Origin of the sequence: Mesorhizobium sp. M0437, from assembly GCF_040321335.1 — a bacterium.
Classification (GTDB): Bacteria; Pseudomonadota; Alphaproteobacteria; order Rhizobiales; family Rhizobiaceae; genus Mesorhizobium.
Genome location: NZ_JAMYRK010000037.1, coordinates 44,659 through 61,836 on the forward strand (window position 1 = coordinate 44,659; position 17,178 = coordinate 61,836).

Sequence of the window (17,178 nt, forward strand, 5' to 3'; positions counted from 1 at the left end):
CTTTATCTTTTTGCTCTGTCGAAGGCCCGGGCAACATCCGCCCACAGGTCTTCGACACTTTCCAATCCGACACTGAAGCGGATGGTTCGTGGGCTGACGCCGAAGCGCGCCATCGAATTCAGGCCCGGCGTCTGCTCGAGCGAGGCCTTTGCCGGAACGACCAGGCTCTCATGGCCGCCCCAGCTGACGCCGATGCGAAAGAGTTTCAGCGCATCGACGAAAGCCGGGATGTCGACGTCTTCCGTCACTTCGAACGAGAACAGCCCGGCATAGCCGGCAAGCGTCGCCTTGCCTGGATGGTTGGAATAGGCCGGGTGGTTGACCCGCTCGACATGGTCATGCGCTTTCAGCCGTTCGGCGATGGTCAGCCCGCTCTTCATGTGGTGCGGCAACCGCAGCGGCAATGTGCGCAGGCCACGCAGCAACAGCCAGGCCTCGAAAGGCGAAAGTTTGCCGCCGAGATAGGAATAGGTCTGCTCGTTGATATGTCGGATATGGGCGGCCGAACCGGCCACCACACCGGCGACGGTGTCGCTGTGGCCGCCGAGATATTTCGAGGCCGAATGCAGCACCAGGTCGACACCGTGCGAAATCGGCTTCTGGAACACCGGCGTCGCCCAGGAATTGTCGATCGAGGTGATGATGCCCTGCTCTTTGGCCAGCCGCGCGAGCTGGGTTATGTCCTGGAGCTCGAATATCATCGACGTCGGGCTTTCCAGGTAGAGCAGCTTGGCGCCGGGAAGTGCTGCCGCGACCGCGTCCGGATCGGAACCGTCGACGTAGTCGACCTTGATGTTGAGCCGTGGCAAAAGCCGTTCGAACAGCCGGTAGGCATCGCCGTAGCAATTGCGCACGACAACCATGCGCTCACCGGCACCGACGAAAGCAAGCACCGTGGCGCTGATCGCCGCCATGCCGCTGGAAAAGCCGCGCGCGGCCTCCGCGCCTTCGAGAGCGGCGACACGCGCCTCGAACTCCATGACCGTCGGGTTGTCGCCGCGCGAATAGATCGGCTGATGTCGCCTGCCGGCGAATGTGTCGGCCATCTCGGAATAGTTGGCGAAGGTGAAGAGCGAAGTCTGGTAGATCGGCGGGACCACCGCGCCGCCGGGGAAAGGCTCGTCATGGGCGAGAAGCGTCGCTGCCTCGGCGAGATAGTCGTTTTCGAAACCGGCGGGATGATCGCTCATTTCTGGCCTGAAAGTTCGAGTTTGGCCGCGCCGCGCTTCAGATCGTCCTCGACGGTGGCGATCAGCTTGAGCGCCTCGGCCCGGGCCCCCTCCGGATCGTGCGCGGCAATGCGTTCGTAGATGGTGCGGTGGTAAGGAAAGCTGGCGTGGCCGAAATCACGAACGCCGAGCGGATGCTCCCAGAAACGATGGAACAGTTCGTGCATGGCGGCGATGATCTGCTCGAACAGCGGATTGCCGGAACTGCGGTAGATCGACTGGTGGAATTCCCAGTCCTCCTCCGCCGACATCCCGGCGCGGGTGTGGAAGGCCTGCTCCATAATGTCGAGCTTGCGCCCGATCTCGACGAGATCTGCCTGGCCCGCGCGGACGGCGCACAGGGCGGCGGCTTCCGCTTCCAGTGCCCGGCGGATTTCCAGCGTCTGCATCAGGCTGGTGAAATCATTGCCGCCGGCCAGCGTCAGCGGCATGTGCAGCATGTCCAGCGAGACCACTCCCTTGAGATAGGTGCCGCTGCCTTGCCGCCGTTCGACCAGGCCTAGCCCTTCCCAGCGCGTCAACGCCTCGCGCACGGTGTTGCGGCTCACCTTGAGGCGCTCGGCAAGGATTCGTTCGGTCGGCAGTCTCTGGCCGGGCCCGAGAGCTTCCCGCATCACAAAGCCGGCCAGCGCCTTGAGCACCGCGTCGTCACGAGCAGTTGCCTGTATGGGGGAAAGGCCGAATTCGGTCATGCCAACGGGTCACCAAATGGCTCAATGGTCCAACCAATTTCTGCATAGAAGACAGGGCCTGTCAATCGACTGCGGGCGCATACGCCCTGCCCAAGCCGGCTATTTCAAAGGGCGCTGTCGCTGCCGCAACAAAAACCAAACATTTTCCGGGTCTTGGCGTATAATCCTGATGTGTTTTGAAAATTGGGGGCCGGCCGGCGTTTGGCAGCGGTACGAGGAGGCCACTATGTGCCAGCGCCGGCCGGCCGACCCCACGGACCCAGGAGATGCGGCGGACCTGAGCATCATGGGGTATTCTTCGGGTCGAACCGGCGATCTAGCCTCGTGCCGGTTACGTCTAAGGGCTGCACATTTGCGCAACAACTTATGGAAATCAACCGTTTCTTAACCAAGCCTCGCAAATCGCTTGGATTAAGGTAAATTCGTAACCTTGTCGCGTTGACCCGGCAATTGGTGTTCGGTGCTAAGCCGCCTTGGCGACGACGCGATTGCGGCCGCCGCTCTTGGCTTCGTAGAGCGCAAGGTCGGCGCGTTTCATTAGCGCGGAGACCGTGTCCACCCCTTTCAGCACCGACGAAACGCCGACGCTGACGGTGACTTCGACGGCTTTGCCTTCGGCGCCGACGGGAAACGGCAGTTGGGCGATTTCGGCGCGAATGCGCTCGGCGACCTTTTCGGCCACCGCGCCGTCGGTGTCCGGCATCACCACGACGAACTCCTCGCCGCCGAAGCGGCAGGCCAGGTCGATGCCGCGCACATTCTTGCGCAGCCGCCGCGCGAATTCGCGCAGCACGTCGTCGCCGCCGTCATGGCCATGCGCGTCGTTGATGCTCTTGAAGCGGTCCAGATCGGTGATCATCACCGACAGCGGCCGGCGCCGTGCCACGGCGCGGTCGAACAGCGTCTGCAAATGGCTGTCGAGATAGCGGCGGTTGTGCAGGCCGGTCAGGGCATCGGTCACCGCCATCTCGATGGTCTGGGTGACGCTGGCGCGAAGCTGGTCGTTGTAGCGCTTGCGGCGCACCTGCGTACGCAGCCGCGCGGTCAGCTCCTGCTGGTCGATCGGCCGCATCAGATAATCGTTGATGCCGAGTTCGAGGCCGCGGATGATACGTCCCTCCTCGCCCTCGTCCGCCAGAAGGATGATCGGCAGGAAACGGGTGCGATCGAGCGAGCGCAATTGCGAGCAGAGCCTCAGCGGGTCGAAATCGGCGAAGGCCGTCGAGATCATCACGCATTCATACGGCTGCTCGGCGGCCTGGAAGAAGCCGGCATGCGGATCGTTGGCGACGTCGAGATCGGCACTGCCGCGCAGCATCTTCTGGATGCGCTCGAACGAGGATTTGCGCTCGTCGACCAGCAGCACCTTCGGCACCGCATCGTCGGCAGCGAAGTTGCGGCTCAAAAGCTCCTCGATGCCGATATTGCGTGTCGTCGAGGCGCGCAGCCGCAGCTCGTCGGTCAGCGATTTCAGCCTGACCAGGCTCTTGACGCGCGTCATCAACTGCAGATCGTTGACCGGCTTGGTCAAAAAATCGTCGGCGCCGGCCTCGAGGCCGCGCACCCGGTCCGAAACCTGGTCGAGCGCGGTGATCATCACGACAGGGATGTGCGATGTCGCCGGGTCGCCCTTCAGCCGCCGGCAGACCTCGAACCCGTCCATGTCGGGCATCATCACGTCGAGCAGCACGACGTCGACCTTGCCGTTCTCGCAGATCTCGATCGCGTCCGGCCCGTTGGTGGCGGTCAGGACCTCGAAATATTCGGCGAGCAGCCGAACCTCCAGCAGCCTGACATTGGCTGGGATGTCGTCGACGACGAGGATCCGCGCGGTCATTTCACAAAGCTCCGGCTCGGCTGGAAAGATACATCAGGCATCGCCCAGGTAGGATTTGATGGTTTCGATGAAACGCGGCACCGAGATCGGCTTGGAGATATATGCCTCGCAGCCGCCCTGGCGAATGCGCTCCTCGTCCCCTTTCATCGCGAAGGCGGTGACGGCGATGACCGGGATGACGTGGAGATCATCGTCCTCCTTCAGCCATTTGGTGACCTCGAGGCCCGACACTTCCGGCAGCTGGATGTCCATCAGGATGAGGTCCGGCCTGTGCTGCCGCGCCAGATCCAGCGCTTCCAGGCCGTTGCGTGTGCGCACCGTCTCGTAGCCGCTCGCTTCGATGAGGTCGCGAAAGAGCTTCATGTTGAGCTCGTTGTCTTCGACGATCATAACCTTCTTTGGCATCGATTTCCCGTCCCGGCTGACCTTCCACTCGAAGGGTGCCGTCATGCGCCCCTTGTCGGCACGCACCAAACCTGTTCCCACTATACGGCAATATGATTGACGAAACGCAAACCGGCCGCCCTAAAAGCGTTCGGATTCCAGGTGGGCGAGCTTGCTGCCGGCGACACTTGCCACTACTGCGAAAACAGAACGATTCCGCCCATGAAGGAAGGTAGCGATGGCAAACGCAGCGTCAATGCGCGAGGAAGCGGAAACCATTGCCGTAAAGGCGTTGGGCTTCGTCGCCGCCGATCCGGAACTTCTGCCCCGCTTCCTGGCGATCACCGGCATCGAAGCCCATTCCATCCGCCGGGCGGCAGGCGAGCCGGGATTCCTGGCCGGCGTGCTGCAGTTCATCCTTGCCCATGAGCCGACGCTGATGCGTTTTTCCGAGGAGACCGGAACGCCGCCCGCCGCAGTCGGCAAGGCATTGCGGGCGCTGCCGCTCGGCGACGACAATCATGAGCATTCGGTATGAGCGACGATCCCGAGACGGCGCGGCAGATCGAGGAGCTGGCCGCCGACGACCGGCCGCTGCTGGTGCTCGACGTCGACGACGTCGTGCTCGAATTCATCCGGCCGTTTCCGCATTTCCTCAAATCGCGCGGCTTCGGCCTGACGCTGGCTTCCTTCCGCCTCACCGGCAACATCACCGAAACGGCGAGCGGCCGTTTGATCGAACAGCCCGAGGTTACGGCACTTCTGGGGGAATTCTTTGACGCCCAGGCCGATTGGCAAAGCATTACCGACGGTGCCGAGGATGCTCTTGCAGCGCTTAGCGACAGCGCCGAGATCGTTCTGCTAACCGCCATGCCGCACAAGCACCGCGTGGTGCGCCGTGCGCATCTCGACGCGCTCGGATTGCCCTACCCGCTTTTGACCACCGAAATGGCCAAGGGACCGGCGGTGGCCAAATTGCGCGGCAACAAGGGCCGCCCGGTCGCTTTCGTCGACGATCAGCCGTCCAATCTTGTGTCGGTGCAGAACTCGGTCGCCGATGCGTATCTCTTCCATCTGATGGCCGACAATTCGCTGCGCGCTTTCCTGCCGCCGCCGCCGGACGGCGTCAGAGTCGTCGAAGACTGGCGCGACGCCGCGCCGAAGATCGCGAGCGCTCTGGGGCTTTAATGCGAGCGCTCAGGGCTGCAGCTTCGGTCCTGCCCCGCCATTGTCGCCGCCGTCCGAATCCTCGCCCCCGGTCGAATTGTCCGTTCCATTCGCGCCATCATCGCCCGAGTTGTCATCCTGGCCGGCGCTGTCGTCCTGGACTTCATCCGGCCCCTTCAGCATGGCGCCGTTGACCGCAACGGACCCATCGGCCTTGGTGTTGATCACCCATTCCAGCCGGCCATCCGGCAGCGTCTTGCCAAAACCTTTGACGGCCAGCGCAAAGGGGAAGGCCTGCGCCATCTGCTCATCGCTCTTGGCGCCTTCCTTCAAGGCATCGACGATCCTGTCGTAGCCGGCCACAGCGACGGTCACGGTCGCATCAGGCTTTTCGCCGCCCGGGAAAGTCATCTCGCCTTCCATGGCGACTTCGACGTCGCCATTCTTCACGGTCGAGTGGCCGAGGATTACTTTGGGTTTCTTGGCCTTGAAATCGGCGACCAAAGCCTTGCCGAATTCCCCCGGCAACGGCGGATTCTTATTGAGATCAAAGGCTTCGATCGCCTTCTTCGCCATCGTGTCGAGATCGATATTGGTACCGCCGAAGTTGAGGTCGATATCCGTCGGCACCAGTGGACCAGTCCAGGCGGGCAGCAATTGCCGGGGGATCGTCAGACCGGAGGCCTTGATCCCATAGTTGATCTTGCCGTTCTGGGAGACGCCATCCATGCCGCTAGCCAAATCCAACTGCTTCGCACCCCACTTGCCGACTGGGCTCTCAATTGCGAAATCCTTGAAGGCGTACGTTCCATCGATTCTTTCCCAGACAGGCAACGCCGCAAGGAGACGTGACTTAAGTTCCGCCTGATTTACTTTCAGTTTCGCCTCGTCTTCATTAGCGACGGCAAAAGCAAGCAGATCCATCAACGGCTTTGTCCGAACACCCTTGCCGTTTGCATGCACCGAAAATTCCGGCGCATTGAGGGTGACCGGGAAATTCAACCCTCGCTCGGGATCGTTGATTTTGAGGACTTCAGCAAAATTCAAGATCTTTTCCGCGACAGTGAAATCGATGCCGCCGTTCGCCGATTTCGTCGAATTTAGCGTGGCGGTGCCGGCACCGGCAGAGACATCGGCCTCTTGCTTCGGCTCCCGGGTTTTCATCGTCATAGCGTCCATTGACCCCGTGGCGCTGACGAAGGCCACCAGGGCCGGATCATACACACCGGTGAACTTGTTGTTCGACACCGAAAAGTCGATGTGCTGCGGCCCTTGAGGCCCCTTGAAATCGAACGATCCGGTCAGCGACGTATCCGCCGACACGTCCCACTGCCCGTCCTGGCGCGGCTTGACCCGCATGTCGTAAGGCGTGACGTCGAACTTGAAGGAATCCTGTTTCGACAGCAAAGCGACGAGCGGCTTGAAATCGACGGCGAGTTTGTACGCATCGCCGTCGGCAGTGATTTTCACCAGCCCGATATCGAAACCCTGCCTGCCGAAATAATGTGCCAGATCATCGGTAAGCTTCTTCGCGCCTTGGCTGTCGACGGTCTGGGCGAAAGCGGGCGCGCTAAACGCGACGGCGAGAACAAGTGGCAATACACGCTTCACGTCGATTCTCCGTTGTCTCGGGCCAAATCATTGCTTGTATTAGTGAAACAGCGTTACAGCGGCAAGACGCCGGCTGTAGGCCAAAAGCGCATCCGGCTAAAGCACCAGCCGCACCAGCGGTCGGCCTGGCTTACGTTCGACCAATCGCTGGAACCCGGCCTTCTCGAAGACCCGCGACGAGCCTACGAACAGCCCGATCGAGCGCGAATCCTTCGACAGGTCGATCGGGCAGGCCTCGATCAGCCGCGCGCCGTTCTCGCGGGCGAACTCGATGCCGCCTTGGACCAGGCGGTGCGACAGGCCCTTGCCGCGTGCTTTGGTGCGGATGAAGAAGCAGGAGATCGCCCAGACGCCCGGATCGCTGGCGTCGGCGGGGTCGATCGGCGCCGACCCCCTGCCCTGGTTGTTCCATTCGGGCACGTCGGCACGCGGGCCGATCTGCATCCAGCCGACCGCCTGGCCACCCTCGAAAGCCAGCACGCCGGGCGGCGGCCCGGCCCCGATCCGCGCCTTGATGTGGTCCTTGTTGCGCTCCCGGTTGCTCGCGCGGCGTGCTGCGGGCGACAGCCGGAAATGTGTGCACCAGCAGCCGTAGCAGGCGCCTTGCCTACCGAAAAGATCTTCGAAATCCGCCCAAAGCTCGGGCACTAGCGGCGCTATGGTCGTATTCATGAGCTCTCTCCCGGCCCACCGCCTTGTCGTGGCATCCGTCCTGACGTACCATTACATTTGTTCTCTTTATGTTCGCAGCGATGGCGGCCCCTGTCAACAATCCCGAACACGGTTTTTGCCGCGACTGCCTGAGTTTTCAGCGCAGCGAGGCACGCCGTTGCGAGCGCTGCGGCAGTCCACGGCTCGCCCGCCATCCGGAGCTCTACCGGCTGCGCCTTGCCCATATCGATTGCGACGCGTTCTACGCGGCGGTCGAAAAGCGCGACAACCCGGCGTTGAAGGACCGGCCATTGATCATCGGCGGCGGCAAGCGCGGCGTCGTCTCCACCGCATGCTACATTGCCCGCATCCACGGCGTGCGCTCGGCAATGCCGATGTTCAAGGCGCTCGAAGCCTGCCCGGAAGCGGTGGTCCTGCCGCCGGACATGGAAAAATACGTCCGCGTCGGCCGTGAGGTGCGCGCCATGATGCAGGCGCTGACGCCGCTGGTCGAGCCGCTCTCGATCGACGAGGCCTTTCTCGACCTCGCCGGCACCGAGCGCCTGCATGGCCTGCCGCCTGCGGTGGTCCTGGCGCGCTTCGCACTCGGCGTGGAAAAGGAGATCGGCATCACCGTTTCGGCCGGTCTTTCCTACTGCAAGTTCCTGGCCAAGGTGGCATCGGACTTCCGCAAGCCGCGCGGCTTTTCGGTGATCGGCGAGGCCGAGGCTATCGGCTTCCTGGCCGAGCAGCCGGTGACGCTGATCTGGGGGGTCGGCAAGGCCTTTGCCGCCACACTCGAGCGCGACGGCATCCGCACCATCGGCCAGTTGCAGCGCATGGAACGTGGCGATCTGATGCGCCGCTACGGCGTCATGGGCGACCGGCTCTACCGGCTTTCGCGCGGCGAGGACGACCGTCGCGTCGTTCCCGACCAGGACGCGAAAAGCGTCTCGGCGGAAACCACTTTCGATACCGACATCGCCTCCGTCGACGAACTGGTTTCGGTGCTGAGGGCGCTGTCGGAAAAAGTCTCGGCCCGGCTGAAGAAATCCGGCATTGCCGGACGCACCGTCGTCCTCAAGCTGAAGACCCAGGATTTCAGGATCCGCACGCGCAATCGCCAGCTCGGCGATCCGACCCGGCTGGCCGACCGCATCTTTCAGACCGGGCTCGAGCTGCTGCGCAAGGAAGCGGATGGCACGAAATACCGGCTGCTCGGCATTGGCGTCAGCGATCTCTCCGACGATGACCGGGCGGACCCGCCCGACCTGGTCGACGTCCAGTCACGCAAGCGCGCCATGGCCGAAGGCGCCATCGACACGCTGCGCGGCAAGTTCGGCCGCAGGGCGGTGGAAACCGGCTATACCTTCGGCAAGGGCCGCGATGCCCATCCGCCCGAACCGGTCGAGGAATGATACCGGCATGTTTGAGATTCAGGTCAGGCCGAGTCGAGAAGGGTGGTTTCCGAGAACCGGAGCGGAGCGCACTTGTGAGTACGTGAGCACTGGATGCGCAGGAAACCGCCTTTCGCAGGCCGGCCTCACCTGAATATCAACTTGCCCCAGTCACGTGCGCTGCAGATCGATCCGGGTGGCCACCACACTCTTCCCGGTTTTCGGATCGGTATCGACGACGATCAGCCGCATGCCATTCTCGCCGTTCTTCTCGACCGTCATTTGCGCCTTGCGATCGCCATTGACCTCCTTGGCCCAACGGATGCCGAGATTGATTGCGTTGCCGGAGCGGCTGCCGCTCAATTGCGCCGGCCCGGTGCGCGATCCGACATAGGTGCCGGTGTATTTCGTCCCGCTCGATTTGAGATCGGCGCTGATGGCGCGCGTTACCACGATAAGACCGCGGCAGCTGCCGTCGAGCGATAGCGAGCTCGACGTTGCGTCGGAATTGAAATGACAAGAGACATTCACCGTCGGCGCATCGGTGGTCACCTTGACGATGCCTTTGCCGGCGAAATTCCCCTGGAATGAGCGAAGAAAATCCGGATCGTCGGCATGCGCTGCCCCGGCCCCGGCCGTCAGGCAGCCGGCAAGTACAAATCGTGCAAGTGATTTCATCGGACCGCTCCTCGTTGGTGTCCAAAACACAGCACGCAAACACTGAGGGACCAACGCTTCCCTCAGCGGCGGGTTCCGGCTTCAACATCACTGTTTGCAACGCTGCACGGCTGGCCCAGTCGAATGCGTCGGCTAGCGGTTGCGATGAGCGCTCCGGCTTGCGACATAGCCGCATGGCACCCGCACCCTCGATCCCCAAGGCCGCGTTCTGGATGGCGCTGTCGATCGCCTCGTTCCTGGCGATGTCGGTGGCCGGCCGCGCCACGACGGCCGAACTAAACGTCTTCCAGGTGCTCGAGCTGCGCTCGGTGATCGGCTTTTTCATCCTGTTGCCGCTGGTCATGATGTCAGGCGGTTTTGCGGCGATGCGCACCGGACGCCCGCTGGCTCATATCGCCCGCAACGTCGTCCACTATACCGGCCAGGCTGCCTGGCTCTACGCCCTGACGCTGATCCCGCTTGCGGTACTGATCTCGATCGAATTCACGACGCCGATCTGGACCGCTTTGCTGGCCGTCGCTTTCCTCGGCGAAAGGCTGTCCCGGCCACGGCTGGCGGCAATCGTGCTCGGGCTGATCGGCGTTGTGATCATCGTGCGTCCGGGCGTCGGCGCGGTCAATCCGGGGCATGTTATCGTGCTGGGAGCCGCGGTCTGCTTCGGCGTCTCGGTGGTTCTCGTCAAGTCGCTGACGCGGACGGACAGCGTCGTGCGCATCATCTTCTGGATGTTGATCATCCAGTCGCTGCTTGGCCTCGTCCCGGCGCTTTACGAATGGCGCAACCCGCCGCTTGAGCTCTGGCCGTGGATCCTGCTCATCGCCTTCACCGGCATGTCGTCGCATTTCTGCATGGCCCGCGCACTTGTCTATGCCGATGCGACGGTCATCTCGCCAATGGACTTTTTGCGCGTGCCGCTGTCGGCGGTGATCGGATGGCTGCTCTATCACGAGCAGATCGACGCCTTCACCGCCGGTGGCGCCCTGCTGATCCTCATGGGAAATCTGCTCAACCTGCAGCGGAGAGCACCGCAACCGGCGGAGATCGCCGCTTCATAAGCGTGCGCTAACTCTTAGACCAGTTCCACCTCGACCACGCCCGGCACCGCCCGCATCGCCGACGCGATCTGCGGCGATACGCGGTAGCGGTTGGGCAACTCGATCTCGACCTCGCCCTCGCCGCCTTCCTTGATGACGATGATGCTCACCTGACTGTCGCCACGCTGGCCAAGCTGCGATTGGATTGTCAATGCCGGTGCGTCATTTCTGACGAAGATGCGCAACGCTTTCTGGATACGGCTTGCCTCTTCCTCCAACGACTGCACGGTCTGGATGCGCAGATTGACGCCTTCAGGCCTGTCCTCGGCCGAAACGGTGATCACCACCGAGCGGCCGGGTTCGAGCAAGTCGCGGTATTGCGCCAGCCCCTCGGAAAACAGCACCGCTTCATACTGGCCGGAGGTGTCGGAGAACTGCACGACGCCCATCTTGTTGCCGGTGCGCGTCTTGCGCTCCTGCTTGGTGGTCACCGTGCCGGCGAGCCGGCCGGCGGCAGCACCGCGTTTGACGGCGGCCGAAAACTCGCCCCAGGTCTGCACCCGCATTTTCTGCAGCGCCGCCTTGTATTCGTCGAGCGGATGCGCCGAGAGATAGAACCCGACCACCTGGAATTCACGGTGCAGGCGGTCGGCGGCGAGCCAGGGATCGGTCGCCGGCAAGTTGAGCGCCTGCGACTGTGCGCCGAGCGAGGCGCCAAAGATGTCATGCTGGCCGGTGACGGCATTCTGCTGCGCCAGCGACGCCAGCCCCATCATCCGCTCGACGCCGGCCATCATCGCCGCGCGGTCATGACCGAAGCAGTCGAGCGCGCCGGCCATGATCAGGCTTTCGAAGACGCGCTTGCCGACGATCTTCGGATCGACCCTTTCACAGAAATCGGCGAGGCTCTTGAAGGGTTTTTCGCCGCGCGTGGCGACGATGTGCTCGACCGCCGCATCGCCGACGCCCTTGAGCGCGGCCAGCGAATAGAAGATGCGGTTCTCGCCGACCTCGAAATCCCGGAACGACGTCATGACCGACGGCGCCACCACCTCGATGCCGAGGCGCAGCGCATCCTGGCGGAAATCGGCGAGCTTGTCCGTATTGCCCATGTCGAGCGTCATCGATGCCGCCAGGAATTCGACGGGGTAATGCGCCTTCAGATAGGCGGTCTGGTAGGAGACGACGGCATAGGCGGCGGCATGCGATTTGTTGAAACCGTAGTCGGCAAACTTTGCCAGCAGGTCGAAGATGAAGTCGGCTTGCGGCTTGCCGACGCCGCGCTCGACCGCGCCCGAAACAAAGCGCTCGCGCTGCTTGTCCATCTCGGCGCGGATCTTCTTGCCCATGGCGCGGCGCAGCAGATCGGCTTCGCCCAGCGAATAGCCGGAGAGCTCCTGCGCGATCTGCATCACCTGTTCCTGGTAGACGATGACGCCTTGCGTCTCCTTGACGAGATGGTCGATCTTCGGGTGGATCGACGCCATCTCCTCCTCGCCGTGCTTTCTGGCGTTGTAGGTCGGTATGTTCTCCATCGGCCCCGGCCGGTAGAGCGCGACCAGCGCGATAATGTCCTCGATACAGTCGGGCCGCATGCCGATCAGCGCCTTGCGCATGCCGGCACTTTCCACCTGGAACACGCCGACCACCTCGCCGCGCGACAGCATGGCGTAGGTTTCGGGGTCGTCGAGCGGAATGTGGGCAAGATCGATCTCGATGCCGCGGCGGCGGATCAGCTTGACGGCCCTGTCCAGCACCGTCAGCGTCTTCAGGCCAAGGAAGTCGAATTTCACCAGCCCGGCCTGCTCGACATATTTCATGTTGAACTGCGTGACCGGCATGTCCGAGCGCGGATCGCGGTACATCGGCACCAGCTCCGACAGCGGCCGGTCGCCGATGACGATGCCGGCGGCGTGCGTCGAGGCGTGCCGATAAAGACCTTCCAGTTTCTGCGCCGTATCGAGCAGCGTCTGCACGATCGGCTCACGCTCCGCCTCTTCGGCAAAGCGCGGCTCGTTGGCGATGGCGTCGGCGAGCTTGACCGGATTGGCCGGGTTCGACGGCACCATCTTGCTCAGCTTGTCGACCTGCCCGTAAGGCATCTGCAGCACGCGGCCGACGTCGCGCAGCACCGCGCGCGCCTGCAGCGTGCCGAAGGTGATGATCTGGCCAACCTGGTCGCGGCCGTATTTCTGCTGGACGTAGCGGATGACTTCCTCGCGCCGGTCCTGGCAGAAGTCGATGTCGAAGTCGGGCATCGACACGCGGTCGGGATTGAGGAAGCGCTCGAACAGCAGCGAAAAACGCAGTGGGTCGATGTCGGTGATGGTCGTGGCATAGGCGACCAGCGAGCCGGCGCCCGAACCGCGGCCCGGGCCGACCGGAATGCCTTGTGCCTTGGCCCATTTGATGAAGTCGGCAACGATCAGGAAATAGCCCGGATATTTCATCTTCTCGATGACGCCGAGCTCGAAATCCAGCCTTTCGCGATATTGCTCGACCGTGTAGCCCGGCGTCGGGCCGTGCGCCGCCAGCCGCGCCTCTAGCCCTTCATGCGCCTGCCTGGCAAGCTCCTGCGCCTCCGCCTTGACCGCAGCATCGGCGTCGGCGACATCGCGGCCGGCAAAGCGCGGCAGAATCGGATTGCGGGTCTTCGGGTAATACGAGCAGCGCAGCGCGATCTCGACGGTGTTGTCGATAGCTTCCGGCAGGTCGGCGAACAGCCTCGCCATATCGGCCTGGCTTCTCAGGAAGTGGTCGGGCGAAAGGCGGCGGCGATTGTCGGCCGCCACCACGGAACCTTCGGCGATGGCGATCAGGGCGTCATGCGCCTCATAGTCTTCACGAGAGAAGAAAAACGCCTCGTTGGTGGCAACCAGCGGCAGATCGTGGCGGTAGGCGAGGTCGACCGACGACTGCTCGATGGCGCGGTCGTAACCGGAGACCCGCTCAAACTCGACATAGAGCCGGTCGCCGAACAGGCCCTTGAGCGCCGACAGCCTGGTCTCGGCGAGTTCGCGGCGATCCTGTTTCAAGGCAGTGCCGATCGGACCGCGCGGCCCGCCCGTAAGGCAGATCAATCCGTCGGTGTGGCCCTGCAGCATCTCGCTCGTCAGATGCACCGCTTCGCCGGGCGGTGTCTCGAGGTAGACGCGGCTGACCAGCCTGACCAGATTGCCGTAGCCGGCCTCGGTTGCGGCGATCAGGACGACCGGCCGCATCTCCGGTCCTTGCCGCCTGCGGTCGCGCTGGCTGTCGCTCGCCTCGCCGGAAAAGGCGAGGTCGATCTGGCAGCCGATGATCGGCTGGATGCCATCCTTTACCGCCTTCTGGGCGAATTCCAGCGCGCCGAACAGATTGTTGGTGTCGGTGACGGCGATTGCCGGGCATTCGTCCTGCACCGCATGGCCGACGATCTTGCCGAGCTGCAAGGCACCTTCGAGCAGCGAATAGGCCGAATGCACGCGCAGATGAATGAATCGACGCGCCGCCGCCTCCGCCCGCGACGCCTTTGCATAGGCCTCGCGCAGCAAGGGATCGCGTGGAAGTCTTTCATCCGCCATGGTTTTTTCGCGCCGCCTCACAAGGACTCAGTCGATGAAGATGTATTGTATTGTATTGTCCGGCACCGGGTAACACGAGTCCAGCGGTAGTGATTGGAGCTTTGTGAACTTAGCAATCGCTTCCGCCGGCAGAAAGGCGCTGCCACCGAAGCTGCCAATCTCCCCCCTCGTGGGGGAGATGTCCGGCAGGACAGAGAGGGGCGCTGTCCCGCCGACGTCAGGCTGCAAATAAAAACCCGCCACTGCGGGCGGGTCGCTGGAGCCAATTAGCACCATACCCAAATTACTAGCATAGCTGCCGGCACAAAGCAAGAACAAAATACGGCGCGACGGGGAAAAATGCGAATTCCTCGCGGCCTCGCCTTGTCCCTCCTCCACTGAGCGTGCCCAACCAATTGCAAGGTCGCGTTCCTTCGCGCCCCCCTCTGTCCTGCCGGACATCTCCCCCACGAGGGGGGAGATTGGCCATCATCTCGGCTTTCGCCAATTTCCAACGTTGCAGGAGCGAGCTAGGCGCCGAAGCTGCCAATCTCCCCACTTTAGGGACATTTTAGGGGGAGATGTCCGGCAGGACAGAGGGGCGCGCTGTCCCGCCAACTTCAGACAGAGCGTCGAGGGCGGGTCCAACCTCACGCGAATTCCATGATCACAGCATCGACGGCAAGGCTGTCGCCGGGCTTGGCGTTGAGCTTCGAGACGATGAGGTCGCGCTCGGCGCGCAGCACGTTTTCCATCTTCATCGCCTCGACCACGGCCAGCGTCTCGCCGGCCTTGACCTCCTGCCCCTCGGCAACGGCAATCGACACGACGAGGCCGGGCATCGGGCATAGCAGCATCTTCGAGGTATCCGGCGCCACTTTTTCCGGCATCAGCCTTTCGAGTTCGGCGGTGCGCGGCAGCATGGCGCGGGCTGTCACCGAGATGCCTTTCCAGGCGATGCGGAACCCGTTCAGCACCGGCCTGACTTGCGCCGCGACCTTGCGGCCGCCGACCGTGCCGCGCCAGATGAGATCGCCCGGCCGCCAGTCGGATGCCACCGTCAGCGGTTTGCCGCCGTCGATTGTGAGGTCGAGCTCCATCGGAATGGAAATCATGCCTTCGACGATGGCAACCGAAAGATAATCCCGGCCGATCTTCACCACCCAATCGCGTTTCAAGGCGCCCGAATGCGGCGCCAGCCGCCCGCCCAGCCGGTCGAGCCGGTCGCGGCGCAGCAGTTCGACCGCGGTGGCGATCGCGGCCAGCACCGCGTTTTCTTCGCTGTTCGGCACAATGGGCGCGAAGCCGTCGGGATATTCCTCGGCGATGAACGCCGTCGATAGCCGCCCTTCCCGCCAGCGCGGATGCTGCATCAGCGCCGCCAGGAACGGTATGTTGTGCTCGATGCCGTCGACGACGAAACTGTCCAGCGCTTCCGACATCGCGTCTATCGCCGCCAGCCGTGTCGGCGCCCAGGTGCACAGCTTGGCGACCATCGGGTCGTAGAACATCGAGATTTCCGAGCCTTCGGTAACGCCGGTATCGTTGCGGATGACGATTTCGCCGAATTTTCCCTCTTCCGGCGGCCGGTATTTCGTCAGCCTGCCGATCGACGGCAGAAAGTTGCGATACGGATCTTCGGCATAGAGGCGGCTTTCCACCGCCCAGCCGTTCAGCTTGACGTCGCTCTGCTTGATGGCGAGCTTTTCGCCGGCCGCCACGCGGATCATCTGCTCGACCAGGTCGATGCCGGTGACGAGCTCCGTCACCGGATGCTCGACCTGCAGCCGCGTGTTCATTTCCAGGAAATAGAAGTTCTTGTCGCTGTCGACGATGAACTCGACCGTGCCGGCGCTCTGGTAGTCGACGGCCTTGGCCAGCGCCACCGACTGCTCGCCCATGGCTTTGCGGGTCTTGGCGTCGAGGAACGGCGACGGCGCCTCCTCCACGACCTTCTGGTTGCGGCGCTGGATCGAGCATTCGCGCTCGCCGAGATAGAGCGTATTGCCATGCGCGTCGGCGAGCACCTGGATTTCGATATGGCGCGGATCGACGATGAATTTTTCGATGAAGACGCGGTCATCGCCGAACGAGCTTTTGGCCTCCGACCGCGCCCGGTCGAAGCCGTCGCGCACCTCTGCCTTGCTCCAGGCGATGCGCATGCCCTTGCCGCCGCCGCCGGCCGAAGCCTTGATCATCACGGGATAGCCGATTTCGCCGGCTATTCTTTCGGCATGGGCGGCGCTTTCGACGACGCCGAGCCAGCCGGGCACCGTCGACACCTTGGCCGCGTTGGCGAACTTCTTCGATTCGATCTTGTCGCCCATCGCCTTGATGGCCTTGGGCTTCGGGCCGATGAAGACGATGCCTTGCTGCTCCAGCGCTTCGCAGAAGGATGCCCGCTCGGACAGGAAACCGTAGCCGGGATGCACGGCCTCTGCTCCTGTGGCCTTGCAGGCGGCGATGATCTTTTCCGCGACCAGATAACTTTGCGCAGCCGGCGAAGGCCCGATATGCACCGCCTCGTCGGCCATTTCGACATGCACGGCGTCGCGGTCGGCGTCGGAATAGACCGCGACGGTGGCGATGCCCATCTTGCGCGCCGTCTTGATCACGCGGCAGGCGATCTCGCCACGGTTGGCGACCAGGATCTTTGTGAACATGCAGGCCTCGTCCCTCGGCTGCCCTTCTTTTACGGGCTTCCCGTTTTATGGGCTTCAGGGGGCCGGTCAAGGCAAAGTCGGAGCCTATCCCGCATGCAAATCGGCGGGCGCTGACGAAAATCCGGGGTCAGAACGTCGCTTCATGCATAGCGCAGAGCTGAATGGTAAGTTAAATCTAACCTGGATTGCAGACTGCCTTGGGAGGATTGCCTGATGAAAACGCGCGCCGCTGTCGCCGTTGCCGCCGGAAAGCCGCTGCAGATCATGGAGGTCGACCTCGAAGGTCCCCGCGA

General features: G+C 63.0%; 14 protein-coding genes. 4 read left to right on the top strand and 10 right to left on the bottom strand.

Annotation, left to right across the window (positions count from 1 at the left end; all coding sequences use genetic code 11):
- Positions 1 to 2: 2 nt before the first annotated feature.
- From NKI72_RS21805 to NKI72_RS21820, 4 genes are all read right to left on the bottom strand, one after another.
- Entirely contained in the window at positions 3 to 1,190 is a 1,188-nt protein-coding gene (locus NKI72_RS21805; protein WP_352831590.1) for a PLP-dependent transferase, read from the bottom strand.
- Positions 1,187 to 1,921, bottom strand: coding sequence for a FadR/GntR family transcriptional regulator (locus tag NKI72_RS21810; RefSeq protein WP_023679986.1), 735 nt, complete (start codon positions 1,919 to 1,921; stop codon positions 1,187 to 1,189). Before NKI72_RS21810 ends, NKI72_RS21805 begins: the two co-directional genes overlap by 4 nt.
- 463 nt (positions 1,922 to 2,384) lie before the next feature.
- Complete coding sequence (locus NKI72_RS21815; protein WP_352448689.1) at positions 2,385 to 3,758, bottom strand: PleD family two-component system response regulator; 1,374 nt, start codon at positions 3,756 to 3,758, stop codon at positions 2,385 to 2,387.
- A 33-nt stretch (positions 3,759 to 3,791) separates the two neighbouring features.
- Complete coding sequence (locus NKI72_RS21820; protein WP_006334976.1) at positions 3,792 to 4,163, bottom strand: response regulator; 372 nt, start codon at positions 4,161 to 4,163, stop codon at positions 3,792 to 3,794.
- Between the two features lie 217 nt (positions 4,164 to 4,380).
- Here NKI72_RS21820 and NKI72_RS21825 point away from each other — a divergent pair, with 217 nt between their 5' ends.
- Positions 4,381 to 4,680 (top strand): DUF3572 domain-containing protein, encoded by a 300-nt coding sequence (locus NKI72_RS21825; protein WP_352502452.1) that lies wholly within the window; start codon positions 4,381 to 4,383, stop codon positions 4,678 to 4,680.
- Positions 4,677 to 5,330 carry a hypothetical protein gene (locus tag NKI72_RS21830; RefSeq protein ID WP_352831588.1) on the top strand — a complete coding sequence of 218 codons (654 nt, stop codon included), beginning with the start codon at positions 4,677 to 4,679 and terminating at the stop codon, positions 5,328 to 5,330. The genes NKI72_RS21825 and NKI72_RS21830 overlap by 4 nt, the downstream gene beginning before the upstream one ends.
- Before the next feature lie 9 nt (positions 5,331 to 5,339).
- Here the strand turns inward: NKI72_RS21830 and NKI72_RS21835 are convergent, their stop codons facing one another.
- Positions 5,340 to 6,668 (bottom strand): hypothetical protein, encoded by a 1,329-nt coding sequence (locus NKI72_RS21835; RefSeq protein ID WP_352816729.1) that lies wholly within the window; start codon positions 6,666 to 6,668, stop codon positions 5,340 to 5,342.
- A gap of 348 nt (positions 6,669 to 7,016) precedes the next feature.
- Positions 7,017 to 7,592: a GNAT family N-acetyltransferase gene (locus NKI72_RS21840; protein WP_352816732.1), complete on the bottom strand. Its 576-nt coding sequence runs from the start codon at positions 7,590 to 7,592 to the stop codon at positions 7,017 to 7,019.
- A 68-nt stretch (positions 7,593 to 7,660) separates the two neighbouring features.
- Between NKI72_RS21840 and NKI72_RS21845 the strand changes: the two genes are divergently transcribed.
- Positions 7,661 to 8,989 carry a DNA polymerase IV gene (locus tag NKI72_RS21845; RefSeq protein WP_352471784.1) on the top strand — a complete coding sequence of 443 codons (1,329 nt, stop codon included), beginning with the start codon at positions 7,661 to 7,663 and terminating at the stop codon, positions 8,987 to 8,989.
- Positions 8,990 to 9,139: 150 nt separating this feature from the next.
- Here NKI72_RS21845 and NKI72_RS21850 read toward each other — a convergent pair whose 3' ends face one another.
- Positions 9,140 to 9,646 carry a hypothetical protein gene (locus NKI72_RS21850; protein ID WP_352850859.1) on the bottom strand — a complete coding sequence of 169 codons (507 nt, stop codon included), beginning with the start codon at positions 9,644 to 9,646 and terminating at the stop codon, positions 9,140 to 9,142.
- Positions 9,647 to 9,819: 173 nt separating this feature from the next.
- Between NKI72_RS21850 and NKI72_RS21855 the strand changes: the two genes are divergently transcribed.
- Positions 9,820 to 10,701, top strand: coding sequence for a DMT family transporter (locus tag NKI72_RS21855; RefSeq protein ID WP_352471788.1), 882 nt, complete (start codon positions 9,820 to 9,822; stop codon positions 10,699 to 10,701).
- Between the two features lie 14 nt (positions 10,702 to 10,715).
- Here the strand turns inward: NKI72_RS21855 and dnaE are convergent, their stop codons facing one another.
- The 3 genes from dnaE to NKI72_RS21870 all read right to left on the bottom strand — a co-directional run.
- Positions 10,716 to 14,243: a DNA polymerase III subunit alpha gene (gene dnaE / locus NKI72_RS21860; protein WP_352850860.1), complete on the bottom strand. Its 3,528-nt coding sequence runs from the start codon at positions 14,241 to 14,243 to the stop codon at positions 10,716 to 10,718.
- A 629-nt stretch (positions 14,244 to 14,872) separates the two neighbouring features.
- Positions 14,873 to 16,885, bottom strand: a complete 2,013-nt coding sequence (locus NKI72_RS21865; protein ID WP_352831583.1) for an acetyl-CoA carboxylase biotin carboxylase subunit — start codon at positions 16,883 to 16,885, stop codon at positions 14,873 to 14,875.
- Between the two features lie 84 nt (positions 16,886 to 16,969).
- On the bottom strand, positions 16,970 to 17,178 hold a 209-nt coding region (locus NKI72_RS21870), incomplete at its 5' end, for a hypothetical protein (protein WP_352850862.1).